We start from the raw sequence: 26,048 nt of genomic DNA, 5'->3' as shown, positions 1-26,048 counted from the left end.
ATTAATTAGGGTGTGATGAGGTGGCAGGAATGAAAGAATATCATTTAGGCATAGAAGCAACACTTGAAATTCTCGGAGGAAAGTGGAAAGCGTTAATCATATGTAATCTAATGTCGGGTAAGAAACGGACAAGTGAATTACAGCGCATTATCCCGGGCATCTCGCAAAAGGTTCTGATCCAGCAGCTCCGCGAACTTGAAAGGGACGGAATGATCGGCAGACAGGTCTATCATCAAATGCCGCCCAAAGTTGAATATTATATAACGGAATATGGAACAACAGCCAATGGAATTATTGACGTAATGTGTTCATGGGGCAGAGCCAACATTGCAATCAGACAGCAGCAGGGTGAAGAAGTAATGTTGCTGGAAAATATTCCGAACGATTAGTAAACCTGCGTTCCCTCACTATATAAAATGACCGCCATTGACAATAGTTTGACATCAAACTATAATCCATGTATGGAAACTAGAGATGTGATTTCGCTGATCTCCAAGATCAGAGAGAAGGTTAACCGGTTCATTGCCCTAGAGATGGTGAAGCAGGGCATAGAGGGGATAGGCACTTCGCACGGGGACATTATTTATGCGCTGCTGCAGAAGCCTAGGCTTACTATGGCAGAGATCTCCGCCAAAATTAATAAAGACAAATCGACCGTCACGGCACTGGTTGATAAGCTGGTCCGGCTTGGTATGGTGACGAAAGAAAGAGAGAAGGAGGATACCAGGTTTGTGTACGTTGCTCTGACGGGGAAGGGGAGGGAGCTGGAAACGGTTTTTGAGGCGATATCCGCAGACATGCTGGAGCAGTTTTACCTCAATGTCACCGAACAGGAGAAGGAAGCACTGCTGAGCATTTTAATTAAAATCAATAACAACTTCTAAAAAAATATATTATATAGTTTGATATCAAACTAAAATATCGAGGAGGACATGCCTGTGAGAGATTACACGACAGAATTGCCGCCGCATACAGAGAAATACATCGGAGAGAACGATCTGTATCTGCAGATATTTGCAGGAAGGAACCTCCCGGAAGACGCTGACCGCAGGCCTCCTTTACTGTTCGTGCATGGTGCCTTTACCGGAAGCTGGATGTGGAGCAAATACATTCCCCATTTTATCCGTGAAGGCTGGACCTGTTATGTCATGAATCTGAGAAGCCATTACAGAAGCAGAGTGCTGGATATGACGGAGATAACCTTCGGGGACTATCTGGAGGATATCAGCGAGGTTATCGCTGAGTGCGGGGCTCCGCCTATTGTGATCGGGTTCAGCATGGGCGGGATTCTGAGCCAAAAGCTGGCGGAAACGGCAGTTCTAGCTGGGCTTATGCTGATCGACTCAAGTATTTGTAAGGAGGTTCATGACCGGGTGCCTTACCGGGACATCGTCCGGACACAACCTGGCCTCGTAGTGCCTGCCCCGGTTCGTGAGGAGCTTACAAGCATAGATGAATCGGCAGAGGATATAGCTTTCCAAAGGAAGTACCTGACCATGGAGTCTGCCAAGGCGTTTAGCGCTTTTTCTTATCATTACGGTGCGGACGGAATTCCGGTAGACAGCCGGTCCATTACTTGCCCTTGTCTGGTTATCCATGCTGTTAACAGTGCGGAGGACGACCGCAGGGGCAAAGTAAACGCAGAGCATTTTCATGCAGAATATAAAGGCCTGTGGAACACCACCCATACCGGTCTGCTCGTAGGGCAGCGGTATCTGGAAGCAGTGGAGACTGTTCTGGAGTGGCTGAGAAGATTATTTTAGAGCGGAGGAAGAACGGAAGACCTCCTATACGGACTCAGGAGCGCTTAATTCTCCGAAAAGGCATAAACTGAGCAAAATAAATAAAAGGCCGCATGAACCGGATGATACGGTTCATGCGGCCTTGTTTGAGTGTGGATTTTCAAGTTGAAAAATAGTTCAATCTATATACATCCGGTTAGATTAATGGAATTTGACAGTCTTGATCCGTGATTCCTGTTCGTAAGTAAGCGGGCTTGGCGTTTGCGGTGTGTGCAAATGGCGCTCTACGCTGTATTCCATTTTCCGGTAGTCTTCTTCCCCAGAAGCCATCCCAGGCTGCCACATTCCGGTTACCCAATTCTTCAGTTCCTTAATTCCTGCCAGCATTGCATTCATCCTCCTTGGCGATGAAATCCGATGGTTAATAGGGTTTCGATCACTTTTGTTTACGCTTTCATTATAACACGGATCAGTTGAAAATCAAAGGTGTGTCCGTGTGAAATAGACAACAAAAGAGTACAAAGTGTGAATTGGAGAGGGTTTGTGCTTTGTGAAAGGAGTTATGTCCTTGTGGGGGAGACAATAGGCAATGAGGAATGGTAAAAGAACAAGCGACTGCCGGAAATGGCGGTCGCTTGCAGCAAATTCCTGTATGGCAAGCTTATTTTATACGTTTCAATGCGGCTTCCTGATCAATAGAACGTCTGGCCAGCATGTCCAGTGTAGAATCATGTATGGTTAATGTTTGTCTAACCGCTCGAGAGTGTCCCTGGTTGCAATGACTTCAGCATTGACTTCGGATACAGCCTGCTGGATCAGCGGGATCAGCTTCGTGTCTTCTTTGATGCTGTCAATATCAGCCTTCATTGTGCCCAGATCGGACTTAACCTCGCTCAGATCAGATTTCATTCCCTGTAATTCCGTAAGAATCTGTTGCAAAATCGGATCGCTCATCGTCACAGCTCCTCAAATATGGATTACATCAGAAGCGGACTTTTTGGATTATGTTTAATTATTATAGCATAAGCCGGGGGGACAGGCCGAGGAAAAAGAGCAAACTAGCTGAAGCGCGGCAATCCTGCCTGGAGCAAAGAAAATCTCTAATAATGAATGTTTTAACCAGAGGATGTCTAAGAGCCTTCTTTTATCCTGCGGGATGAAAGAGGGTTTTTTATTGCGGCAGCCTTAAATATCCAAGAAAATCTTGGGTATACTATACCAAACGAACGGGGAAGGAGGGCATCTATGGAACCGGACACACAGAATATTCCTACCCTGCGGCATATTCTTAATGAATTCGATCAGTGTGCGGATCTCAGCCACCGGCGCTTTCCTGAACTCTCCGCCGATATTGTGTATTTCCCGCATACGGTGGATAACAATCTGCTAATCCAGGAAATATTGCGGCCCTTTGACCGGCTTCAAGCGGATGGGCTGGATAAGTTGTTCCTCCAGTCCCAATTTGTTGAGACAAGGGAGTCCAAAGCTGTGGTGGTCGGCATACTGGAGGGCTGTGTAGCTGTCTTCCACGGGGAAGCTGTCTACTTACTGGACGCCTACGGCCAGGAAGGCCGCAGTGTACAGCAGTCGGAAACGGAGACGGTAATTGCCGGCCCTCACGATGCTTTTGTAGAATCCGCTCCTACGAACCTGAGCTTAATCCGCCGCCGGATCAAAAGCTCGCATCTGAAAATTATCCAGTGTGAGATCGGAGAAATTTCCAAAACAACTGTGTACATCCTTTATATCAAGGATATTGCCAATCTTAAATATGTCCGGGATCTGCAGAACCGGATCAACCGGATTGAGACAGATGCGATTAATGACGGGGGGACGCTGACCCAATTCATTGAGGATATGCCGAATTCGGTCTTCCCGCAGTTTCTGACTACGGAAAGACCTGATGTGGCTGTGTCGAAGCTGGCCGCCGGACGGATCATCACCATCGTTGACAATAGTCCCACAGCGATCAGTGCGCCATCCTCCTTTTTTGAATTCTTCTCATCACCGGATGATTACTACCAGCGCTGGGCACTGGGAACGGGACTGCGGCTGCTCCGGTTTCTGGCTCTTGTAATAACGATTTCATTCACGGCGATGTATGTGTCGGTAACTACCTTTCATTATGAGATGATTCCGGAAGCACTGCTCCGAACGTTGGCCGAATCACGGAACAGGGTGCCGTTTCCTCCTGTTTATGAAGCGCTGCTGATGGAAATCATGATCGAGCTGCTGCGGGAAGCCGGAGCGCGTCTGCCAACCAAAATTGGCCAGACGATCGGGATCGTAGGCGGGATTGTGATTGGTCAAGCGGCTGTACAGGCTGGTCTGACAAGTAATGTGCTTATTATCGCAGTAGCCTCATCTGCCATTGCCTCTTTTGTAATTCCCAGCTATATGATGAGCGCCTCCATCCGCCTGATCCGCTTCGGAATCATAATACTCACCGGAATATGGGGCAATATTGGACTTGTAATGGGTATAGCCCTGATCGTAATTCATTTATCCAACCTGACGAGTCTGGGCTCGTCCTATCTGACCCCTATTGCTCCTATGAAGACGGGAGACTGGAAGGATGTATTTATCCGTGCTCCTTTCTCGAAGCTGAACAGCCGTCCGTCCCAGAGTAAGACCATGAATTCTATCAGGCAAAAAAACAAAAAGTAGGAGTGGACGTTATGCCCGAAAAGCTGCGCCCCTTTCATATTGCCGTTCTAATGCATTTGACCCAATCCGGAATTGTAATCTTCACATTGCCCCGCAATCTGGCTGAATATTTCGGTACCAACGGATGGCTTTTTCTGGTGCCGTGTATCGTAGTCTCTACCTTCAATATCTATTTAATTTCACTGGTCTTCCGGCTTGGTCAAGGGAGGTCTGTATTTGAAATTATGGAGCAGTCGATTCCAAGGGCGGTGCTGTATCCTTTTTATGGCGGTCTGGCTGCGGTCTGGCTTGTTTTTGGCTGCATGATCGGCAAGAAATACGTGCTAATCTTCCAAATGCTGTCCTTCCCAACAACGAATCCCATGGTGTTCAAGCTGGCTATGGACATTCTGGCCTTTCTGATGATTACCAAAGGAATCTATTCCATCTCCAAAGCGGCTACGCTGTTCTTCTGGCTGTCCGCCTGGATGTATCTGCTCATGCTGTGGTTTTTTCCGTCGTTCCGCTGGGAACGCCTGACTCCGTTTATTCTTAAAGGCGGGCATGATCAGCTTAAAGGAGCCATGGAGATCTATTCCGCTTTTCTCGGTTACGAATTATCGATACTGCTGTTTCCTTACGTGAACAAGAACAAAAAGGCTATGGCGGGTGTCCATGCGGGAAATCTCTATTTAGCTGTGCTATATATCTCGCTGGCGATCATCTGCTTCGGGTTCTTCAGTCTGGGGCAATTGAAAAAACTGCTCTATCCCTTGCTTGATTTGCTGGCGTATATCCAATTCCCGTTTATAGAGAGGCTGGAGAATCTGCTGTACGGTCTGTTTCTGTTCCCGGTTCTGGTCACTGTTGTAATGTACTGGTGGGCGGCACAAGAGTCGGTGCGAAGAATACTTCCCAGGATAAAACTATCCTTGCTCACCTTCCTGCTGATTGCGATTTCCTACAGCATCTCTTTTATTCCGAAGACACTGGATGCAGTGGGGGTCTGGATCACTAATCTGGGGTATGCGGTGACCGGGATTGCTTTCGGATTTCCGGTACTATTGCTTCTATTGCTGCTGATTCAGCGGAAAGGGGGAGAGGTCCGTGCATAGACAGAACTATTGCATGGCAAGGTTGTTCCTGATTCTATTGCTTCTGCCTCCTCTGCTGCTGACCGGATGCAAAAGCGACGAGAGAATCCTTGAGAAGCTGGGCCTGGTGCAGACGGCGAGCTATGATCTTGCAGAGAATAACAGGATCAAAGTTACCTCCTGCGTCCCGGTCATTGACCCGAATTCCTCCGTACGCCGCGAGTTGCTGTCTACTGTCTCGGATAGCATTAAGGAAGCGGGAATCATGTTCTCCAGACAGACAGATTTGACGGTTGTCAGCGGGCAGCTCAGAGATGCATTGTTTGGCCTGAAGCTGGCCAAAGCCGGACTCGGGGATTACATTGATACCCTGCTGCGGGACCCCTCTATAGCCCTTGGCGTCAAGGTTACGATTATTAACGGGGATGCCGGTGAAATTCTGGCCAAGGAGTACAAGCCGCATACGGATACCGGAAGATATATCAATCACCTGCTGGAGAAAGAGGCGGCCGGCAACAGCATTCCCAATACCACACTGTATGAATTCTCCCGCGACTATAATGACGATGGCATAGATCCGGTGGCACCGATAGTAAGGGATAGCGGGGACAAAGCCGTTATTGACGGTATTGCCTTATTTCAGGAGGACCGTTACAGAATGAAGATTCCGGCTCAAGACGGGATATTCTTCGGACTGTTCCGTGATGATCTAAGACAGGGAGAGGTTGCTCTCCATTTGGGCGAAGAGGCCGGACGGCCGGCGGTAGTGATGTTCAGTTCATTATTGAATTCACGCAAGGTGAAGGTTCATCGTCTGGGGGCAGACCGGTTCAAAGTCGAGCTTCTGGCGAACATCCAGGGCTCTGTGCTTGAATATACCGGACACCATTCTCTGAATAAGGCCGGGATAAGGCAACAGCTGGAGCGGGATATCGCAGACGTGATTATGGCCAAAGCCAAAGAAATGGTGCTGCAAATGCAGCAGCATAACGTGGATAGTCTCGGAATCGGGATACAGGTAAGGAACTCTTTGAGTTATAAAGAGTGGAATCAAATGAATTGGCGGGAGGTATATCCGCAGGTGGAGATAGCGTGCAAGGCCAAGGTGACAATCAAGGATTACGGGAAATACATGTAGGCACTACCCTAATTATTTCAATTTATAAATATACAAAATAGGGCAATGGGTGTAAAATTGCATTACTTAGGTCTTCCCGGAGCATACGACTTGAATAGATGTACACCAGAAACGAGTGCCGCCCTTGGAAGGGCGGCTTCAACGTTTCTACTTGTATGCCTGTATGTGAATAAATGCGCATGGACCTCTGGCCTGAGAGGCAATGCCGCACTACACCACTGGATGATCCTGTTCCCGGAAGCAGAAGCGAAGCAACAGCAAAATGATGAAGCGAAAAGAGACGGAGGAATTAAGATTCATGGAGAGAAAAAACTGGAAGAACCTTATGAAAATAGTAATGTTGACTGCTGCGGTTGGTCTGGTAGCGGCTGGCTGCGGAAATTCGAATAATGCAGGCAATGCCAATAATGCAAGCTCCGGAAATGCTGCGGAAGCTCCAGCTGAGCCGGTTACCATATCGCTTGGACTGCTGCCTTCGATTGATGCCATTCCGTTTATTATTGCACATGAGCAAGGCTTCGATAAACAGCATAAGGTTAACCTCGATATCCAGACCTTCAAGAGCGCCAAGGACCGCGATGTAGCTTTTCAAGCCGGCAAAGTGGATGGCCTCAGCGCAGATCTCGTAGCAATTTCGATCTATAATGAAGCTGGACTGGATGTCAAAATCACCAGCACTACAACGGGTGAATTTGATCTGCTGACCGGAAATGATGAAGTCAAAGAGGTTAAGGATCTGAAGGGCAAGACGGTCATACTGTCCAAGAATACCTCGACCCAATATACCGTGGCGATGATGCTGAAGCAGGCCGGCTTGACCGAAGACGATATTACGGTAACCGAAGTGCCACAGATTCCAACCCGTCTGGAGCTGCTGAAAAGTAATAAGGCTGATGCAGCCGTCCTTCCGGAGCCGTTCGTGACGATGGGCAAAACTGCAGGCCTGCGCGTTCTCAGCTCGACCCATAGTGCAGGGATTAACCCGTTCGTGCTGGCTTTCCCGCAGAGTGCGATTGATGCCAAGGGACAAGCAATCCGTGATATGTATGCCGCTTATGATGAAGCTGTAGATTATATGAAAACGCATGACCAGTCGGAATATATCGATCTGATTATCAAGGAAGTGGGTTATCCGGACACCCTGAAGAATGAGATTCAAGTGCCGGAATACCTGCCTGCTTACCAGGTGGATGTGAAGGAAGTGGAGGCTGCCTTCGCCTGGGCGCGTGAAAAAGGATTGCTCACCAAAAATATATCGGCTGAAGAAGTGATCTCCGATGTCCAGTTTAAAGAATAACGGACTGCGGATTCATAACCTGCATGTAGCTTACACCAATGGGCAGCTCGCGCTCGGGGATATGAATCTAACCCTGCCGGAGCATGGGATATATACAGTAATAGGTCCTTCGGGCAGCGGCAAATCCACGCTGCTGCGGGCGATTGCCGGCCTGCTGCCGGGGTATGAGGGGGAGCTGCTCTTCAACGGCAGATCCGTCCATGACAAGGACACGCTGATCGGGCTGGTGCCGCAGAATTATGGGCTGCTCCCCTGGAAGACAGTCCGTGACAACATCCGGATTGCCATGAAAATTGCCCGCCCCGGCGGCGTGAGCCAAAATAAGCAGGAGCAGGACGGGCAAATCATGCATTGGCTTGAGTCCATGGGTATAGCCGGACTGGCCGGCCGGTTTCCGCTCTCGCTGAGCGGCGGGCAGCAGCAGCGGGTGGCTATTGCCCGCGCGTTCGCCATTCTGCCGACCCTTCTGCTGCTCGATGAGCCGTTCTCAGCGCTGGATGCCATCACGCGGGAAGGGCTGCAGCAGATTTTTATCGACAACTGGCAGGCTCATCCGGCAACCACGCTGTTCGTCACCCATGACATAGAAGAAGCGATTCTCCTGGGACAGAAGATTATCGTGATGCTGCCCGGGCAACAGGAGCCTCCTGAGATTCTCGATAACTCTGCTGTGTTTGCAATGAAGCATGTGGACAAGCGGGAGAGCGATGAGTATTTCGAGCAGAGTAAGAGAATCAGAAGGGTAATGATGGAGAAATGGTGAAAAAACGGCATCTCCCTCACCTGCTGCGGCTGCTGTTCGTTTTTGCGGGCATGAATGTAATCTGGTATATAGCCTATCTGCTGATGAATCATTCCATTCTGCCAAGTCCGGGTGCAGTCTATGAAGCTATGTTTCATCTCGGGGCGCGTGATGTGGCGCTGAACGTCGGCTACAGCCTGCTCCGGATCTTCGAGGGTGTGCTGCTGGCACTGCTGCTCGGACTGATGGTAGGCCTGCTGATGGGCCGCTCTCCGCTCTGGAACAGGCTGCTGGATCCGGTGGTGTATCTGACCTATCCGATTCCCAAGATTGCGCTATTGCCTGTAGTGATGCTGTTCTTCGGCCTCGGGGAGATCTCCAAAGTGCTGATGATCATGCTGATCCTGCTGTTCCAGATAATCATATCCGTACGTGATGGTGTGAAGGCAATCCCTGAGAGTACATATGATGTTCTGACGAGCATCGGCGCCAGCTCCATGCAGAAGTTCTGGAATGTGACGCTCCCCGGCGCACTGTCGGTCATTCTCAGCACCATTCGTATCTCTCTTGGAACGGCAATATCGGTGCTGTTCTTCACCGAAATTTACGGTACGGAGCATGGCATGGGCTTCTTCATTATGGATGCCTGGCTGCGGCTGGATTATCCGGAGATGTATGCGGGAATTATGCTGTTCAGTCTGGTAGGCTTTGTCCTTTTCCTGCTGGTGGATCTGCTGGATTACCGGTTTATGAAGTGGCGGAGGTAGTCTGTAAACGGGTATTGTCCGCATAAGGACGGTGCCCGTTTCTTTTGAAATATAAGAATTTATATGTTTCACACGATAACTTATCCTTCTATTTCTCGCTGAAACAACACCGTCCCTTAAAAGGACGGCAAAGCCGTTTCTACTTCTTTGAGAATGCTGTAATTTCCTGTCGCAAATATAAGATGGTAAATATATCTAAATATAATTATAATTAGAATATCCATGTTGCTTATTTGAGGAGGATGAAATGTTTTGAACAGTAAACGCAATCAATTTATTCAGCAAACCGCCCGGACAGCCCTGATTACTTCGGTAACGCTTGCATTACTACTGCCTGGCGGGCTGGCTGCTGCGGATTCCAGCTACACTTCGGTGACGCCGCCTCTCTCTACAGCAGCTGCCGGACAGGCCGCCAATTCCGCAGCCCCGGACCCGGCCAAGGCCAAAATCACACAGGAGCAGGCCATTGCCAAGCTAAGAGAGTGGTTTCCCGTTCTGAAGGAAGCGACGGTATCCAATGTACGGCTTGGCACGGATTCTTACCCTCCTTCCGGGAACCAGATGGTGTGGAATGTCCAGTGGCAGTATCAGCTGGGCAGCTCAGGTTACGGGTTCTCCAGTTTGGTCGATGCGATGACAGGTGATCTGGTGAATACGTATATTTCTTATCCTATGTTGAGGGAGAATGCCTTTTACCCTCCGGAATTCTCCCGGGAGGAGGCGCTGGCGAAAGCCCGCAGCTTTATTGCCATGGCCGCACCATCCCTGGCAGCGACGGACCTTGTACTGGATGATAACGACCCGACTTATATGGGCAGAGACGCGCTCTTTGGTATATTTGAATATAGGTTTCATTTCAGAATCATGAGAAACGGGCTTCCCTCAGCAACGGATATGCTGAACATCGCCGTAGATGGAAACGGGAATATCGTTCAATTCAGCAAACCGGCTACAGACTTAGTGTATCCGTCAGCGAAGCCGGCGGTCTCCCTGGAATCAGCAACCAAGCAATTTGCCGGGAACTTTAAGATTGGGCTCTATTATATTCCTCTATATAAAGACGGCGCGGCAGTGCGCTGGATTCTGGGCTGGCGCCCTGAGAGTGAGTCCCTGTTCCTTGTAGATGCCCAGACTGGCAAAAGCATAGATAACGAAGGCGAGGCAATTACGGCAGCTGTTACTTATGAGGCGGTTCCAGAGCGGAAGAATGCTTTCCAGCCGTCAAGCGCCGCCGGGCTAACCGCAGCTGCAGCGGCGAAGCTGGTACAGCAGGTCGCCGCGATTCCTGCAGAACGCAAGCTGTCAGGCCAGAACTCTGGCGTGAATTCCCAGAATGATAAACAAAAGCTCTGGAGATTATCCTGGGAAGCAAGCCGCACGGCTGCTAATATGGCAATGCCGGAGCGTACGTACGCTGAAGTAGACTCCAGCACCGGAGAAATCATTCAATTCCAGCTGGATCAGTATGGAGGCCAGGCATTGAAGGAACAGCCTGCACCTGCAGGCGGAACCAAACTGACGCAGGCACAAGCCAAGGAGAGGGCGATAGAGCTTATCAACCGTCTGTATCCTAAGGCTAGCGGAAGTCTTAAGCTGGTTGAGCATGGAGGGAAGTGGAGTATCCTTGAAGATGGGAAGGGGTACCGTTACCAGTTCTTGCGCTATTATCAGGGTATTCCGGTTAGTGACAGTAATATAGTCATGACTATGGATGTTTACGGCAGACTGCAAAGCTACACGAATACAGGCAACACCGGTTATGAAGCGCTCAAAGATAAGCCTGTTCCGGCAGTTTCCGGGGCGGAAGCACTTCAGAGCTATCTCGCTAGATACGATCTTAAACTGCAGTACAGCAGTATAGGCGGATATAACATAAATAATAAGTATGTTGAACCGGTAGTTAAGCTGGTATATGCTCCGACTCCGGCAGATTCTCAGGATACCTATAAGGTACTGGATGCGCAAACTAAGGAATGGGTCACGACCTACGAGAGCCCGTTGCAGTCACGGAGTGGAGCGGAGGCAGTTGATCTTAAGGGGCATGCAGCAGAGCAGGCGTTGACCGAGCTGCTGAAATACGGCGTGCTGAGCACAGATGCGGACAAGAAGGTGAATCCGGACCAGGAGATAACGGCCGGAGACTGGTTTACCCTGATTGCCAGATCCTCAACACCGTATTATGCAGGATATTCGAATGGTTCTGAACCTAAAGCCGTGGCTGGAGTGAGTCCGGACAGTCCTTATTATGAAGCTGTCAGCTATGCGGCAGAGCGTGAATGGATCAGCAGAGAGGCTGCGCTGCAGCCTGAGAGTAAGTTAAGCCGCGAACAGCTTGCTGTTCTGCTTGCCTCCTTCCTGAAGTACGATAAGCTTTCAGCTTTTCTGGGTAATGATTCTGTCATAACCAGCTTCAGTGACAATGCGGCCATTCAGGATACAGGGGCAGTGGCGCTGGCTGTGAAGCTGGGATTGCTGCAGGGAGAGAGCGGAAAGTTCAATCCACAGCAGATTGTAACCAAGGCGCAGGCAGCTAATGTAATCATGAAGCTTGTAGAGCTGCAGGGCAGAACCGATCAGGTGATCGGCCAATAGAGAATGAAGCACAGCAAAGCCCGTTTCCGCCACTATGGCAGAAACGGGCTTTTTGACGTCTCATATGGAGTGAAGAAGCTTATTTGCCGAGCTGTTTGTCGACTTCCTTGACGGGATTCTCGCCGACATTGTCTTCGGTCTTGATGCTGCTCATGAACCAGCCTGTAGCCGCAATAATAATCAGAACCACGTAGAAGGTCAGTTTCCACCAGGTGCTATGCGCGAAGTCTTCAGACAATACACCCAGCGAAGGATGTGCAAGAGTGATGACGGCAAGCTTAATCCCTACCCAGCCGACAATGAAGAAGGCGGCAATTTCGAGACCTGGACGTGTGTGGAGCAATTTGACGAAGAAAGAAGCGGCAAACCGCATAATGACCAGGCCGATGAATCCGCCCGCAAAGATTACCAGGAACTGTCCGCCGTCAAGTCCGCCAATGTGGCCGATTCCGCTTGGCGGAAGAGCAACGGCGAGGGCAACAGCTGCGAGGATGGAGTCTACTGCAAAGGCAATATCTGCAATCTCAACCTTAAATACGGTGAACCAGAAGCTGGATTTCTTCTTGTTGACAGCCCCGGAAGTGCCGCTTTCAGCTGCTTCATCCGTGACTGGTTTCTTGAACAGCAATTTTCGGAAGATGTGATTCCCCGCGATAAATAATAGATAAATTGCGCCGATGGCTTGTACCTGCCAGATGTCGACCAGATAAGAGATGACGAAAAGTGATCCAAACCGGAACACAAACGCTCCTGCCAATCCGTAAAAGAGCGCCTTCTTACGTTCCTCATCAGGAAGATGTTTAACCATGATTGCCAATACAAGTGCGTTGTCTGCGGCAAGCAGCCCTTCCAGTGCGACCAGAACGAGCAATACCCATCCGTATTCTAATAATAATCCCCAATCCATTGCTGTTTCCTCCTCATGTGGCTCTGGGTACTTTTCATAAAAATACCCTTATTACCATTATTGTAACCAAAACTATATAAAAAAGACCTTTACCAAACAGATTAGCCTTTGGAATAAAGGTAACCTGATTGGTAAAGGTCTCGCTAACAAAATGAATTGCCGATAAAACCGGAGAATATCCTCATATTCTCGTATTGACGATTTTATCTAACAGCTACTCCCCTTTACGGGATATATGAAATTTTAGGATTTACGTATCTAACTAAAAGTATCATATATGAGTTGAGAGGCGTTGTCAATGTTTATGAGAATAAATATCATCAGGAAATGATTGTTTTGAAAACGGAACCATGGAATGTATGAGTTATATTACTTAACATCTGATATGGCGAAACTGCAAACTTAAGGAAATAAAGGGCGAATTAAGCTTTAATCTAATTGACGATACCCTGTTATGAAAATATGATGAGACTAATTAAAGCAGCCAAGCGAGGTTGATGTTATTAAACATAACACAACTAAGCGAATATCCAATTGACTGTCGCTGATGGAATGTCAGGGAAGCTTAGCTCACAAAACTTAAGCAGATGCTTCCGAAGCGAGTTTTGTACGCAGATTGTACAGGAAGCTAAGCTCACAAAACTTTTAGGAGGTGGGAAATGATGCAGCCGTCATGTATATCAAGTGAAGCGGAGGAGGAGATTAGCCGCCACCCTTGCTACAGCGAGGAGGCCCACCGGTTTTATGCCCGGATGCACATCCCGGTTGCTCCCGCCTGTAACATCCAGTGCAATTACTGCAACCGCAAGTTCGACTGTGTGAATGAGAGCAGGCCGGGCGTGGTCAGTGAAGTGCTTACTCCGGAGCAGGCGGAACGCAAGGTGAGAGGCGTTGCCGCTCAGCTGATGCAGCTCTCGGTAGTGGGTGTGGCCGGACCCGGAGATCCTCTGGCGAATCCGGAGCAGACGTTTGATACCTTTGCCCGGGTCAAGAAGTATGTGCCAGACGTTTCCCTTTGCCTCAGCACCAACGGACTTACACTTTACCGGCATGTGGATGAGATCATCGAGCTTGGCATCCGTCATGTCACCATCACCATCAATGCCATCGATCCTGATGTCGGCCAGGCAATTTATCCCTGGGTATTCGATGAAGGTGTCCGGTACGAAGGAAGAGAAGCAGCCGAGCTGCTGATCAGCCGTCAGTTGCAGGGACTTGAAATGCTGGCAAAGCTGGGGATTCTGGTTAAAGTGAATTCCATTATGATTCCGGGGGTCAACGATCATCATCTGCCCGCAGTGTCCAAACGAGTAAAAGAACTCGGGGCCACGCTGCATAATGTAACACCGCTGATTATCGCACCGGGCAGCCAGTACGAAGCGGATGGACGCAAGGCGCCCCGTCCGAAGGAATTGCTTAATCTGCAGGAGCTTCTTGGCCGTGACGGCATGAAGGTCATGCGCCATTGCCGGCAATGCCGGGCTGATGCCATCGGGCTGCTGGGCCAGGACCGTAATCAGGATTTCCCGCTTGAAGCGATGGAAGCTGAACCGGTCATTAATGAAGAAGCCAGGGCAATGTTCCAGAGTGAACTGGATACCAAAATCCGCGAGCGCGTCAAAGCCAAACAGGCGAGACGTATAGTGGAGGGCGGACCGAAGACACGGGTTGCGGTTGCTACAAGAGGCGGCGATAAGGTCAACCAGCATTTCGGGCATGCCACAGAGTTCCTTGTTTATGATACCGACGGAGTTGATGTACAACTGCTCGGTGTCCGCAAGATACAAGCTTATTGTCATGGCAAAGCAGACTGCAACGGCGATAAAGCCGCCACGCTGCAAGAAATCATATCTATCTTAAGTGATTGCCGTATTCTTCTCTGCTCCGGTATCGGCGATGCCCCGAGGGCCAGCCTGAACAAAATCGGAGTCCTGCCACTAGTCCGCAAAGGCGGAATTCAGGAAGCCATTCTCGAAAGCGTCAAGTACAGCTCTTATTTTGAAAATATAAACATTTCGAAGGGATGATGAACAATGAGACAAATAGCTTTCTACGGTAAAGGCGGTATCGGTAAATCGACAACTTCACAAAACACCCTGGCTCAGCTGGCTACAAAATTCGGACAAAGAATAATGATCGTAGGTTGTGACCCTAAGGCAGACTCTACCCGTCTTATCCTGAACACGAAAGCCCAGAACTCGGTGCTTGAACTGGCAGCTGAACTGGGTTCGGTAGAGGATCTGGAGCTTGAAGATGTACTGCAGACAGGGTTCGGCGACATTATCAATGTAGAATGCGGCGGACCAGAACCAGGTGTAGGCTGCGCGGGACGCGGGATCATCACCGCCATCAACTTCCTGGAACAGGAAGGCGCCTATCAGGATCTGGACTTCGTATCCTATGACGTCCTTGGTGACGTTGTATGCGGCGGTTTCGCAATGCCAATCCGTGAAGGCAAGGCCCAAGAGATCTACATCGTCTGTTCCGGTGAGATGATGGCGATGTACGCAGCGAACAATATCGCCCGCGGTATCCTGAAATATGCCACCAGCGGCGGTGTAAGACTGGGAGGCCTGATCTGCAACAGCCGTAATACAGACCGTGAAGATGAGCTGATCATGGAATTGGCCCGCCGCCTGAACACACAGATGATTCACTTTGTACCACGCGATAATATCGTTCAGCATGCCGAGCTGCGCAGAATGACTGTTGCCCAATATAACCCTACCCATCAGCAGGCGAAAGAATATGAAACACTGGCTGAGAAAATCCTCAATAACAAAATGCTGACCATCCCTACTCCGATTTCCATGGAAGAGCTGGAAGAGCTGCTGATGGAATTCGGGATCATTGAAGATGAAGAAGCTGCGATCAAGAAACTGCAGGCTTCCGGTCAATAAGGCTCTATGCCGTAATCTATAGAGTGAACCGGTGAACGGGAGTGGAGAGACGGCCTTCACCGGTTCATCTCCAGTGGCATTAGCCACGCAGGCGGCCTGGGCGTCCTGCATCAAGAATAAGGAGGGTCAATACATGGGACTGAATATCGAAGACAATAAAAAACTGATAGAAGAAGTTCTTGAAGCCTACCCGAAAAAAGCGAAGAAAGACCGCGAGAAACATTTTCAGGTGGCTACAGATAATGCCATAGATTGCGGAACTTGTGCAGTGAAGTCTAACATCAAATCCCGTCCGGGTGTGATGACGCCGCGCGGATGCGCTTATGCAGGGTCCAAAGGGGTGGTATGGGGCCCGATCAAGGATATGGTCCATATTAGTCACGGCCCTGTAGGCTGCGGACAATACAGCTGGGGTTCGCGCCGTAACTTTGCCAACGGTACGCTGGGGATCGACAACTTTACGGCTATGCAGATCACCAGTGATTTTCAGGAAACGGATATTGTCTTCGGCGGAGATAAGAAGCTGGCCGTAATCATGCGTGAAATTACCGAAATGTTCCCGCTTGCCAAAGGGATCTCGGTTCAATCCGAGTGTCCGGTCGGTCTGATCGGTGATGATATTGAAGCGGTATCCAAGAAGATGTCCAAAGAGCTGGATATGCCGATTGTTCCGGTACGCTGCGAAGGGTTCCGGGGGGTCAGCCAATCGCTGGGTCACCATATCGCAAACGATGCGATCCGCGATTTCGTCATGGGCCGTGCGGAACTGGCGGAGACCGGTCCGTACGATGTCAACATTATCGGCGACTATAATATTGGCGGTGACGCCTGGGCCTCCCGTATTCTGCTGGAAGAAATGGGCCTGCGCGTAATTGCCCAGTGGTCCGGCGACGGTTCCCTCAATGAGCTGGAAGTGGCTCACAAGGCGAAGCTGAACCTGATTCACTGTCATCGTTCGATGAACTACATGGTGGATCATATGGAGAAGGCATACGGCATTCCATGGCTCGAATACAATTTCTTCGGACCCACCAAGACTTATGAGAGCCTGCGGGCGATTGCAGCCCTCTTCGACACTACGATTCAGGAGAACTGCGAGAAGATGATCGCCAAATATAAGCCGGTAATGGATGCCATTATCAATAAATACAGACCCCGCCTGGAGAACAAAACCGTCATGCTGATGATCGGTGGCCTGCGTTCACGCCATACGATCGGAGCCTATGAAGATCTGGGTATGGATATCGTGGCTTCCGGTTACGAATTCGCCCATAAGGATGACTATGAGAAGATGCTTCCGATGCTGGAAGAAGGAACAATCATTATGGATGACCCAACAGCCTACGAGCTGGAAGAGCTCACCCGGAAAATGAACATTGATCTGGTAGGTTCCGGTGTGAAAGAGAAGTATGTGTATCACAAAATGGGTGTTCCGTTCCGTCAGATGCACTCATGGGATTACAGCGGCCCGTATCATGGCTTCGACGGCTTTAAGGTATTTGCCAAGGACATGGATATGACGGTGAACAGTCCGGTGTGGGATCTGGTGACCCGAAAAGAGAAAATGGAGCCAGAGGAGGCGAGCATATGAGCAAGGATGAACTGAACATTAAAGATAATACCAGCTTGTTTAAGGAAGAACGCTATGTTCAGCAGCGGGAGAACAAGAAGCAGTTCGAAGCGCCTTGCAGCGAGCAGGAGACTGCCGAAGCGCTCGCATACTCCAAATCTGCTGAATATATGGAAAAGAATTTTAACCGCCAGAATGTTGTCATTAATCCGCATAAAGCCTGTCAGCCGCTCGGCTCAGTGATGGCCGCACTCGGATTTGAGAAAACATTGCCGTTTGTTCACGGCTCACAGGGCTGCAATGCCTACTTCCGCAGCCATCTCAGCCGTCACTTTAAAGAGCCTACACCTTCTGTTTCCACTTCAATGACTGAGGATGCTGCCGTATTCGGCGGGATGAACAACCTGATTGATGGTCTGGAGAACAGTGTCGCGCTCTACAAACCGGAGATGGTTGCGATCTGTACCACCTGCATGGCTGAGGTTATCGGGGATGACCTGAACTCTTTTATCGGCAACGCCCGGATTAAAGGGGTTATCAGTGAAGAATATCCAGTAGCTTACTGCAATACACCGAGCTTCGTCGGTTCGCATATTACAGGCTATGATGCCATGATCAAAGGCATTCTGAGCTACCTCTACACCCGTTCAGGAATCGAGAGTAAGCCGGGAAGCGGTGCAGAAAGCGGGGAGAAGCTGAATGTAATGCTTGGTTTCGAGCCTTACACCGGTAACTTCGCGGAACTGCGCAAGATTCTTGCTGCGTTTGATACCAAGTACACGATCCTGGGGGATCACAGCGGGAACTATGACTCACCGGCCACGGGAGAATACGAATATTATTATGGCGGCACGAAGCTTGAGGATGTTCCGCAGGCAGCCAATGCGCTGGGGACTCTGTCCCTGCAAAAGTATACGCTGAAGAAGACTCAGGAATATATCAGCGGAACCTGGAACCAGCAAATCTCCGCATTATCGACGCCGCTTGGCATTAAAGGTACCGATAAATTGCTTGAAGCAATCAGTGAACTGACGGGTCTGCCCATTCCCGCCTCACTTACCGAAGAACGCGGCCGCGTAGTAGATGCGCTCATGGACAGTCATCCTTACCTGCACGGCAAGCGGGTTGCGCTGGTGGGTGATCCGGATCTGCTGATCGGTCTGATCGGGTTCTGCCTGGAAACCGGGATGGAGCCGGTGCATATCGTCTGCTCGAACGGTGATGTTGATTACAATGAATTGAAATTTAAGGATGAAGCCGAGGCGCTTCTGGCGGCAAGTCCGTACGGTTCCGAAGCAACTGTGCATGTGGGTAAAGACCTGTGGCATATGCGCTCGCTGCTGCTGAATGATACGGTTGATCTGGCAATTGGCAGCTCGCATCTGAAATTCGCCGCCAAGGATGCCGATGTGCCGCTGATCCGGGTCGGATTCCCGATCTTTGACCGTCATCATATGCATCGTTATCCGATTATCGGGTACCAGGGAACGTTGAATCTGCTTAGCTTAATTGTGAACACGATTCTCCAGCAGCTCGATGATAATAATTCCGGATTTAATTTCGAACTGGTGCGCTAAACGCATATTTATCAGCTATCTAAGGTAATTTGATCACGCGAAGTGATGAGAATTACTGAAACTTTCTGAAATGAAATTTATTATATAAATACAACCATTTGAATAAATGTAAAAAATACCTCGCCTGGTCTCTCAAGTCCCCGGAATATTCGGCAACGGTTATTGTAACCGGCATCCGGGGACGGCGGAGGGCCGGGATTCTTGCCATCAGGTGCAAATGCCGCCTCAGGAGCAGCGCAAGATTTGCGTGAAATACAGCATCTTAAGCGAAGGAGATGAAGAGCCGATGGACCCTGTTCGAAAAAACGAATTTGATTCCGAGGCTTGCGGGAGCATAGCCCCAAAAGCAAAGCCCTGTCCACGGCCCAAACCGGGTGAAGCAGCTGGAGGCTGCTCCTTCGACGGAGCCCAAATTACGCTTCTGCCGATTATGGACGCTGCACATCTTGTCCATGGACCGATTGCCTGTGCCGGAAATAGCTGGGAGAGCAGAGGAACGCTGTCAAGCGGCCCCTCCCTGTCCCAATACGGCTTCGCTACGGATCTTACGGATTCCGATATTATTTTTGGCGGCGAGAAGAAACTGAAGGACAGTATCGACTATATTGCCGAGCGCTTTGCGCCTCCGGCAATATTTGTATATTCAACCTGTGTGACAGCGCTGATTGGCGAGGATATGGATGCTGTCTGCCGGGCGGCGGCTGAGCGGATCGGGATCCCTGTGATCCCCGTGAACAGTCCCGGCTTCGTCGGCAGCAAGAATCTCGGCAACCGTCTGGCCGGAGATGCCCTGCTGCAGTACGTTATCGGTACAGGAGAACCGGAGCCGATGTCGCCTCTGGGTGTGAATCTGATCGGTGAGTATAATATCGCCGGTGAGATGTGGGATATCGAGAAGCTGATGAACAGCGCCGGGATCACGGTAACCTCGCGGATAACGGGCGACGCCCGTTACAAGGAGATTACCTATGCGCACCGCGCCAAAGTGAATATGGTGGTCTGCAGCCGGGCGCTGCTGGGCCTTGCCAAGGAAATGGAATCCAGATACAGCATTCCTTATTTCGAAGGTTCGTTCTATGGTGCTAAGGAAACGACCTACTCGCTGCGGCAAATGGCATTTCTGATGAATGACCGTGAGATGGAGCGGCGGGTGGACCGGCTCACCGAACGGGAAGAAGCCAGGTTAAGCCAGGATCTGCGGCCGTACCGCAAGCTGCTGAAAGGGAAACGGGCAGTGCTCTATACCGGCGGCGTCAAAAGCTGGTCGGTGATCTCGGCGCTGAAGGAGCTTGGCGTCCAGGTAGTCGGGGTAGGTACGAACAAAAGCACTGAGGATGATGTGCGGCGGATTGCCGACCGGGTGGGCGATGATACGGAATACATTCCCGAAGGCGGAGCAAGCCGGATTATTAAGACCGTAAGGGAACGTAAGGCGGATATTATGATTGCCGGCGGACGCAATATGTACGTGGCGATGAAAGAGCAGATTCCTTTTATAGATATTAACCAGGAGCGGCACAAGGCTTATGCGGGGTATGAGGGACTGCTGAGGCTGGCCAAAGAACTGACTTATTCCCTGGCCAATCCAATCTGGAAGCTGGCCGCAAGCCCGGCCCCATGGGATAAGGAGGCTCCGCCGTATGACCGTTAACCGGAGAAAAAAGCCGGCATCGGTCAACCCGATGAAGATCGGGCAGTCGCTGGGTGCCGTGCTGGCACTGCAGGGCTGTTACCGGGCCATGCCGCTGATTCACGGCTCCCAGGGCTGCTCCGCTTTTCCGAAGGCGCTGCTGACCCGGCATTTCCGGGAACCGATTGCCGTACAGACCTCGGCGCTCCAGGAGATGGATGTCATCTTCGATGCCAACCGCAATCTGGAAGAGGCGCTGAATCTGGTGCTCAGTAAGCATCGTCCCGATATCATCGGCATTATTGGAACCGAATTGACCGATGTGGCCGGAGTGGATTATCAGAACATGCTGAAGACGTATAAAAGAGAGCGGAATATGCGCGGCGGTCTCGCCTTCTCTGTCGTGCTTCCTGATTTTCGCGGATCACTGGAATCGGGCTTCAGCTCTACGGTAGAAGCCATGATTGACGAGATGATCCAGCAGGTCGGACATCGGGGGTCCAGGAGTGTCAACACCCGGCAGATCACCCTGCTGCCGGGATCTTTCTTAACCCCGGCTGATGTAATGGAGCTGAAGGAGATCATCTCCTCCTTCGGGTTCGAAGTGATTGCACTGCCGGATATCTCGACCTCCTTGTCCGGCCATCTGCTCACCGGCTTCTCGCCGCTGACGCGGGGCGGAGTGCCGCTGGATTCCATGCTGCAGAGCCTGCAGTCCGGGCTGACGATTGCCATCGGCGGCAGCATGGAGCGTCCGGCCCGGCGGCTGCATAATGCGCTGGGCACACCGTATAAGGTATTCGAAGGTGCAATGGGACTCAAAGCCTCGGATGAACTGCTGCATTTCCTGCATCAGATCAGCGGAGAGCCGGTGCCGCTGCGGTATTGCTGGCAGCGGGAGAATCTGCTCGACAGCATGCTGGATGCCCATTTTCAATTTGCCGGAATGTCGGCCCTGACTGCACTGGAACCGGATCATCTGTATTCCGTCTCGGGATGGCTGGAGGAGCTGGGAGTAGAGCAGAAGGCGTTGATTTCCTCATTTGAAACCCCGCTGATTGCCGGAATGGAACGCGAGGTATGGGTAGGCGACCTGGATGATGCCGAGGTCCTGGGCAAGGGAGCAGATCTGTGGATCAGCAATTCTCACGGAATTGCAGGTGCGCAGCGGATCGAGGCAGCATTTATGCCGGCCGGATTCCCGGTCTGGAATGAGCTGGGTGCTTATATGTCTGTCTCGGTCGGGTACCGGGGCGCTATGGAATGGAGTAATAAAGCAGGGAATTTGTTAATGCAAAGGGAGGCAGGACACCGTGAAAGTAGCGTTCGCCACAGATGATGGAAACCGTGTGAATGCCCATTTCGGACAAAGTCCGATGTTTGCTGTATATAATGTAACGAAATCCGGGGCATCACTGGTTGAGCTGCGTAAGCTAACGGCGGTGCTGAACCAGGATGAAGCAGGCAGAATCGACAGCCGTCTGGATGCGGTAAGCGATTGTACATTGATCTTCATTATGCAGATCGGCGCATCAGCGGCTGCGCGGGTGACGCGCCGCAAGATTATGCCGGTCAAGGTCCCTTTCGGCAGTCCTATAGAGGAACAGCTGAAACGGCTGGTGGAGATGCTTCAGGGCAAGCCGCCTATGTGGCTGGCTAAGGTTCTGCGGGCGGAGGAAACTGGCGAGAGCGAAGGGGGAGAAGCAGATGGAACCCATGGCTAATGAGAATGCTGAGCTGCAGGATACAGGAATTCCGGAGGCTGCGGCAACGAGACTGCGCGGCCGGAAAGCGCGTAAGGAGCTGAATCAGGAGACAGCGGATGCTCTGGTCCGCCGGTTATGCCATCTGCTGGACGCCGGAGATTTCTTCGGGCGTAGCGCTCTGCTTCCGCCGCAGGAGAAGATCGGGAAGCTGTTCCTGGCTTCCGCCGAGGATAAGGATCAATCTGAATTCAATTGTGCGGTGTCGCCGAAGGTACGCCAGCAGGTGCCGCTGCTGTTTCAGGCAATGGCGGGAGTGATAGACGAAAGAACCGGCCTCATGATCCAGAGCACCGCCGAGATTAACGGCGAGGGCTTCGGAAGGGGACTGCTCTACAGCGGCAGGGTTATTCTGGTGCTCAAAAGCCTGCGGGCCGGCTTTCCCTTCCCGTTCACTTCCACGGAGAAGACGATCCGTTACGGGGTGGAGTGCATAGAAGAGGGGCTGGCTTTTCTTGAGAAATATAATGAAATGACTTCAGAGCACGGCCTGCTCAGCCTGGAGGGCTGAAGCAGAATCAATTCACAGTCACAGGGGGATTCAGGGATGGAGCAGCTTGCCGGAGGTTTGGAGCTGGAACGGTATGCCCGGCAGCTGAAGCTGCTCGGGGAAGACGGGCAGAAGGCGCTGAAGGATGCGACGGTCATGGTGGCCGGAATCGGCGGCCTTGGAGGAACAGCTGCGCTCTATCTGGCAGCGGCAGGCGTGGGTAAGCTTATTTTGGCCCATGAGGGAATCATTCTTGCACCGGATCTTAACCGGCAAATTCTGATGGACAGCGATCATCTGGGGCAGGAGCGGATGAGTACGGCAATCGCTCAGCTGAAGCGGCTGAATCCGCATGTGGAGCTTGAAGGCTATAATTCCAAAATTGAATATCACGCGGCCAGACCTTGGGTGGAGGATGCCGATATTGTAATTGATGCCCGGTATGATTTCCCTGAACGGTATGCGCTGAACCGTCTGTGTGTGGATACGAATACACCTATGGTAGAAGCTGCAATGTATGGCTTTGAAATATCACTGACTACTGTGATTCCAGGATTAACGCCTTGCCTCGAATGCCTGTATCCGGATGTGCAGCCGCAGTGGGAGCCGTTTGGGTTTCCTGTTCTGGGTGCGACTTCCGGGATTGCGGGTTGTCTGGCAGCGCTGGAAGCCGTAAAATGGATTACAGGGGTAGGGACAACTTATGCGGGCGTAATGCATCGCTTCAGCTCACTCGACTTCGCCTGTTACAGCGTCCATATTACCCGTAATCCGAATTGCGCTTGCTGCGGAGAAGGAGGTACACCGTGAAAAGTCTCAAGCTATGTGACACGACACTGAGGGATGGTGAACAGGCGGCTGGAGTTTCATTCACGAGGGCGGAAAAGCTGGAAATCGCAAAGTTGCTGTCGGAGTGCGGAGTAGAGCAAGCAGAGGTTGGGATTCCTGCCATGGGCAAACGGGAGCAGGAGGATATTGCGGCCATCGCTGAATTGGGTCTGCCCATGAAGCTGATGACGTGGAACCGCTCGGTCCCCGGTGACATTGACAAGGCAAGGGCTACCGGAGTGGGCTGGAGCCATATCTCCATTCCGGTCTCGGAGATTCAGCTGCAGGGCAAGCTGGGGCTGTCGCAACGGGAAGGTCTGAACAAGCTGCTTCGTACAGTAGAATATGGGCTGCGGCAGGGAATGACGGTGTCGGTAGGCATGGAGGATTCCTCCAGGGCGAATATGGATTATCTGGTCGAAGTAGTGAATACCTTGTACCGGGAAGGCATCCGCAGGTTCCGTTATGCGGATACCGTCTCCGCACATCATCCGGGGCAGATGGCAGACCGGGTGAGCCGGCTGCTGGGTGCAGTGCCTGGTGATGTGGAGCTGGAGGTGCACTGCCATAATGATTTCGGGCTGGCCTGTGCTAACACGCTCAGCGGCATAGCTGCAGGGGCGTTATGGGCCAGCACGACAGTGGCAGGCATCGGCGAACGGACCGGCAATGCGGCCATGGAGGAAGTTGCCATGGCCTGGCGCTATTTGTATGGCGGGGAATGTGCGGTCCGGCTGGATTTGCTCAAAGGCTTGGCTGACAAGGTGATTGCCGCTTCCGGCCGCAGTGTCGGTGACGCGAAGCCGATTGTGGGGCAGCTTGCCTTCACCCATGAATCGGGAATTCATGTGGACGGGCTGATGAAGGAGAAGTCCACGTATCAGTCCTTCGATCCTGCGGAGGTAGGCCGGGCCCACCGTTTCGTCCTCGGCAAGCATTCCGGCAGCGGCGGTGTGACGCATGTGCTGGAGCAGCGCGGACTTGAGGTCAGTGCGGACACGGCAGGGCGCTTACTGGAGAAGGTACGTGAATACGCGGAAGCCCGTAAAGGCACCGTGCCGGAATATATGCTGGTGCAGTGGCTGATGGAAGAGCAGCAGCGGGCTCAGAATGCTGTCTAAGAGAGCATTACGGGGCTGCAGATGCTGATAAGGCTGATGATTATAGAAGCGGCGGCGGTTTTCCTTGCGGAAGGCTGGCGCCGCTTTTTTGAAAATATAAGAATTTATATGTTTCACACGATAACTTATCCTTCTATTTCTCGCTGAAACGGTACCGTCCTTAAAAGGACAGCAAAGCCGTTTCTGCTTGTGTGAATTTTTACAGTGCAAATGGAATTTTCTGAAAAGAAGCTTGCATCGTTTGCAGGAAGCATCTACAATCTGAGCAGGATGTTACTTCGGAAGAAAGCAAGGAGAATGGGCAGCTATGACTTTGAAGAAAACGATTTTTTTTGATATTGACGGCACGATCTATGATGATGACAAGAACATCCCCGCCTCCACCAGAGAAGCGATAGCCGAACTGAAAAGACACGGCCATAATGTGGCGATTGCTACCGGCAGAGCGGACTATATGTTCGAGGAGCTGCGCGAGGAGCTGGGAATTAACTCGTATGTTTCGCTCAACGGGCAATATGTAGTCTATGAAGGAAAGCTGGTATACAGCAATCCGATTGACAAGTCTACTCTGAAGGATATTACCTTGTTCGCAGAGAAGCTGGATCATCCGGTAGCTTACACAGATACTGTAGGGATGAAAGTGAACGTAGCGGATCATGAGTATATCAAGACGAGCATCGGTTCGCTGAAGCTGGTGTTTCCGACGCATGATGCCGAATACTTCCTGAAGAATGAGACTTACCAGGCGATGATATTCTGTCCGCAGGAGAGTCAGGTTACATATACCGAGCGGTATCCGGAGCTGAATTTCATCCGCTGGCATCCGCTGTGTATGGATGTGCTGCCGGGCAATGGCTCTAAGGCTAACGGGATCGCGGAAATGCTGAAGGTGATCGGCGTGGAGAAGGAAGATGTGTATGCTTTTGGCGATGGTCTGAATGATGTGGAGATGCTGGGTTTTGTCGGTTATGGCATTGCCATGGGCAACGGGGAGGCTGAGGCAAAGGCTGCTGCCGCTTACGTAACGAAGCATGTCAGCGAGGACGGGATTTACGAAGGCTTGAAGATGGTTGGACTGCTGTAAGGCAGGGATGATGATGTAAGCGGAAGCCGGGCGTTACCTGGCCTGAGAGCGGTACCTGAGGAGTATTCTAATGCAGACAGTGCAGTAGGATGCTCTTTTTTGTGTGCGCCCGACTTTCAAAGGGCAGGTTGTCCGCCATTAGTATATGTTTTTGGTGGAC

At 51.1% G+C, this 26,048-nt stretch carries 24 protein-coding genes; 21 read left to right on the top strand and 3 right to left on the bottom strand.

Going from position 1 to position 26,048, the window contains the following annotated elements:
• Positions 1–29 precede the first annotated feature (29 nt).
• The 3 genes from R50912_RS26715 to R50912_RS26705 all read left to right on the top strand — a co-directional run bounded on the left by R50912_RS26715 (position 30) and on the right by R50912_RS26705 (position 1,763).
• Positions 30–389: a winged helix-turn-helix transcriptional regulator gene (locus tag R50912_RS26715; RefSeq protein WP_042239142.1), complete on the top strand. Its 360-nt coding sequence runs from the start codon at positions 30–32 to the stop codon at positions 387–389.
• A gap of 87 nt (positions 390–476) precedes the next feature.
• Complete coding sequence (locus tag R50912_RS26710; RefSeq protein ID WP_231637721.1) at positions 477–884, top strand: MarR family winged helix-turn-helix transcriptional regulator; 408 nt, start codon at positions 477–479, stop codon at positions 882–884.
• A gap of 54 nt (positions 885–938) precedes the next feature.
• Positions 939–1,763: an alpha/beta fold hydrolase gene (locus R50912_RS26705; protein ID WP_042239135.1), complete on the top strand. Its 825-nt coding sequence runs from the start codon at positions 939–941 to the stop codon at positions 1,761–1,763.
• A gap of 180 nt (positions 1,764–1,943) precedes the next feature.
• On the opposite strand, the gene R50912_RS26700 is transcribed toward R50912_RS26705, so the two are convergent.
• Together R50912_RS26700 and R50912_RS26695 are read right to left on the bottom strand one after the other, a co-directional pair.
• On the bottom strand, positions 1,944–2,129 hold the full coding sequence (locus R50912_RS26700) for a hypothetical protein (RefSeq protein WP_039297739.1): 186 nt from the start codon (positions 2,127–2,129) through the stop codon (positions 1,944–1,946).
• A 351-nt stretch (positions 2,130–2,480) separates the two neighbouring features.
• Complete coding sequence (locus R50912_RS26695; RefSeq protein ID WP_042239132.1) at positions 2,481–2,696, bottom strand: hypothetical protein; 216 nt, start codon at positions 2,694–2,696, stop codon at positions 2,481–2,483.
• A gap of 291 nt (positions 2,697–2,987) precedes the next feature.
• Between R50912_RS26695 and R50912_RS26690 the strand changes: the two genes are divergently transcribed.
• The 7 genes from R50912_RS26690 to R50912_RS26660 all read left to right on the top strand — a co-directional run bounded on the left by R50912_RS26690 (position 2,988) and on the right by R50912_RS26660 (position 12,018).
• The gene (locus R50912_RS26690; protein WP_042239128.1) at positions 2,988–4,409 is read left to right on the top strand and encodes a spore germination protein; all 1,422 of its coding nucleotides are present in this window, start codon (positions 2,988–2,990) and stop codon (positions 4,407–4,409) included.
• A gap of 11 nt (positions 4,410–4,420) precedes the next feature.
• Complete coding sequence (locus tag R50912_RS26685) at positions 4,421–5,503, top strand: GerAB/ArcD/ProY family transporter (protein ID WP_042239126.1); 1,083 nt, start codon at positions 4,421–4,423, stop codon at positions 5,501–5,503.
• The gene (locus R50912_RS26680; RefSeq protein WP_156123356.1) at positions 5,496–6,620 is read left to right on the top strand and encodes a Ger(x)C family spore germination protein; all 1,125 of its coding nucleotides are present in this window, start codon (positions 5,496–5,498) and stop codon (positions 6,618–6,620) included. The genes R50912_RS26685 and R50912_RS26680 overlap by 8 nt, the downstream gene beginning before the upstream one ends.
• 325 nt (positions 6,621–6,945) lie before the next feature.
• Complete coding sequence (locus tag R50912_RS26675) at positions 6,946–7,917, top strand: ABC transporter substrate-binding protein (RefSeq protein WP_231637720.1); 972 nt, start codon at positions 6,946–6,948, stop codon at positions 7,915–7,917.
• On the top strand, positions 7,898–8,680 hold the full coding sequence (locus R50912_RS26670) for an ABC transporter ATP-binding protein (protein WP_042239120.1): 783 nt from the start codon (positions 7,898–7,900) through the stop codon (positions 8,678–8,680). The genes R50912_RS26675 and R50912_RS26670 overlap by 20 nt, the downstream gene beginning before the upstream one ends.
• Entirely contained in the window at positions 8,674–9,426 is a 753-nt protein-coding gene (locus R50912_RS26665; RefSeq protein WP_042239117.1) for an ABC transporter permease, read from the top strand. Before R50912_RS26670 ends, R50912_RS26665 begins: the two co-directional genes overlap by 7 nt.
• Before the next feature lie 252 nt (positions 9,427–9,678).
• Positions 9,679–12,018 carry an S-layer homology domain-containing protein gene (locus R50912_RS26660; protein WP_042239113.1) on the top strand — a complete coding sequence of 780 codons (2,340 nt, stop codon included), beginning with the start codon at positions 9,679–9,681 and terminating at the stop codon, positions 12,016–12,018.
• A gap of 79 nt (positions 12,019–12,097) precedes the next feature.
• Here R50912_RS26660 and R50912_RS26655 read toward each other — a convergent pair whose 3' ends face one another.
• A complete protein-coding gene (locus R50912_RS26655) occupies positions 12,098–12,925 on the bottom strand; it encodes a TerC family protein (protein WP_042239109.1) in 828 nt (275 codons plus the stop codon).
• 659 nt (positions 12,926–13,584) lie between these two features.
• On the opposite strand from R50912_RS26655, the gene nifB reads away from it, so the two are divergent.
• The 11 genes from nifB (at position 13,585) to R50912_RS26600 (ending at position 25,888) form a co-directional block, all read left to right on the top strand.
• Complete coding sequence (gene nifB / locus R50912_RS26650) at positions 13,585–14,952, top strand: nitrogenase cofactor biosynthesis protein NifB (protein WP_042239104.1); 1,368 nt, start codon at positions 13,585–13,587, stop codon at positions 14,950–14,952.
• A gap of 6 nt (positions 14,953–14,958) precedes the next feature.
• A complete protein-coding gene (nifH, locus tag R50912_RS26645; RefSeq protein ID WP_039297719.1) occupies positions 14,959–15,825 on the top strand; it encodes a nitrogenase iron protein in 867 nt (288 codons plus the stop codon).
• A gap of 133 nt (positions 15,826–15,958) precedes the next feature.
• On the top strand, positions 15,959–17,416 hold the full coding sequence (gene nifD, locus R50912_RS26640) for a nitrogenase molybdenum-iron protein alpha chain (protein WP_042239101.1): 1,458 nt from the start codon (positions 15,959–15,961) through the stop codon (positions 17,414–17,416).
• On the top strand, positions 17,413–18,972 hold the full coding sequence (gene nifK, locus R50912_RS26635; protein ID WP_042239098.1) for a nitrogenase molybdenum-iron protein subunit beta: 1,560 nt from the start codon (positions 17,413–17,415) through the stop codon (positions 18,970–18,972). The genes nifD and nifK overlap by 4 nt, the downstream gene beginning before the upstream one ends.
• Before the next feature lie 247 nt (positions 18,973–19,219).
• Positions 19,220–20,623 carry a nitrogenase iron-molybdenum cofactor biosynthesis protein NifE gene (gene nifE, locus R50912_RS26630; RefSeq protein ID WP_231637719.1) on the top strand — a complete coding sequence of 468 codons (1,404 nt, stop codon included), beginning with the start codon at positions 19,220–19,222 and terminating at the stop codon, positions 20,621–20,623.
• A complete protein-coding gene (gene nifN, locus R50912_RS26625; RefSeq protein ID WP_042239095.1) occupies positions 20,613–21,941 on the top strand; it encodes a nitrogenase iron-molybdenum cofactor biosynthesis protein NifN in 1,329 nt (442 codons plus the stop codon). The genes nifE and nifN overlap by 11 nt, the downstream gene beginning before the upstream one ends.
• Complete coding sequence (nifX, locus tag R50912_RS26620) at positions 21,916–22,326, top strand: nitrogen fixation protein NifX (RefSeq protein ID WP_042239092.1); 411 nt, start codon at positions 21,916–21,918, stop codon at positions 22,324–22,326. The genes nifN and nifX overlap by 26 nt, the downstream gene beginning before the upstream one ends.
• A complete protein-coding gene (locus R50912_RS33595) occupies positions 22,310–22,876 on the top strand; it encodes a DUF269 domain-containing protein (protein WP_052416711.1) in 567 nt (188 codons plus the stop codon). The genes nifX and R50912_RS33595 overlap by 17 nt, the downstream gene beginning before the upstream one ends.
• A gap of 36 nt (positions 22,877–22,912) precedes the next feature.
• On the top strand, positions 22,913–23,665 hold the full coding sequence (locus tag R50912_RS26610) for a HesA/MoeB/ThiF family protein (protein ID WP_042239088.1): 753 nt from the start codon (positions 22,913–22,915) through the stop codon (positions 23,663–23,665).
• Positions 23,662–24,804, top strand: coding sequence for a homocitrate synthase/isopropylmalate synthase family protein (locus tag R50912_RS26605; RefSeq protein WP_042239085.1), 1,143 nt, complete (start codon positions 23,662–23,664; stop codon positions 24,802–24,804). Before R50912_RS26610 ends, R50912_RS26605 begins: the two co-directional genes overlap by 4 nt.
• Positions 24,805–25,111: 307 nt before the next feature.
• Positions 25,112–25,888: a Cof-type HAD-IIB family hydrolase gene (locus R50912_RS26600; RefSeq protein WP_042239082.1), complete on the top strand. Its 777-nt coding sequence runs from the start codon at positions 25,112–25,114 to the stop codon at positions 25,886–25,888.
• Positions 25,889–26,048 lie beyond the last annotated feature (160 nt).

Source organism: Paenibacillus sp. FSL R5-0912, assembly GCF_000758605.1.
Classification (GTDB): Bacteria; Bacillota; Bacilli; order Paenibacillales; family Paenibacillaceae; genus Paenibacillus_AQ.
This window is presented reverse-complemented; position numbering and strand designations above follow the sequence as displayed.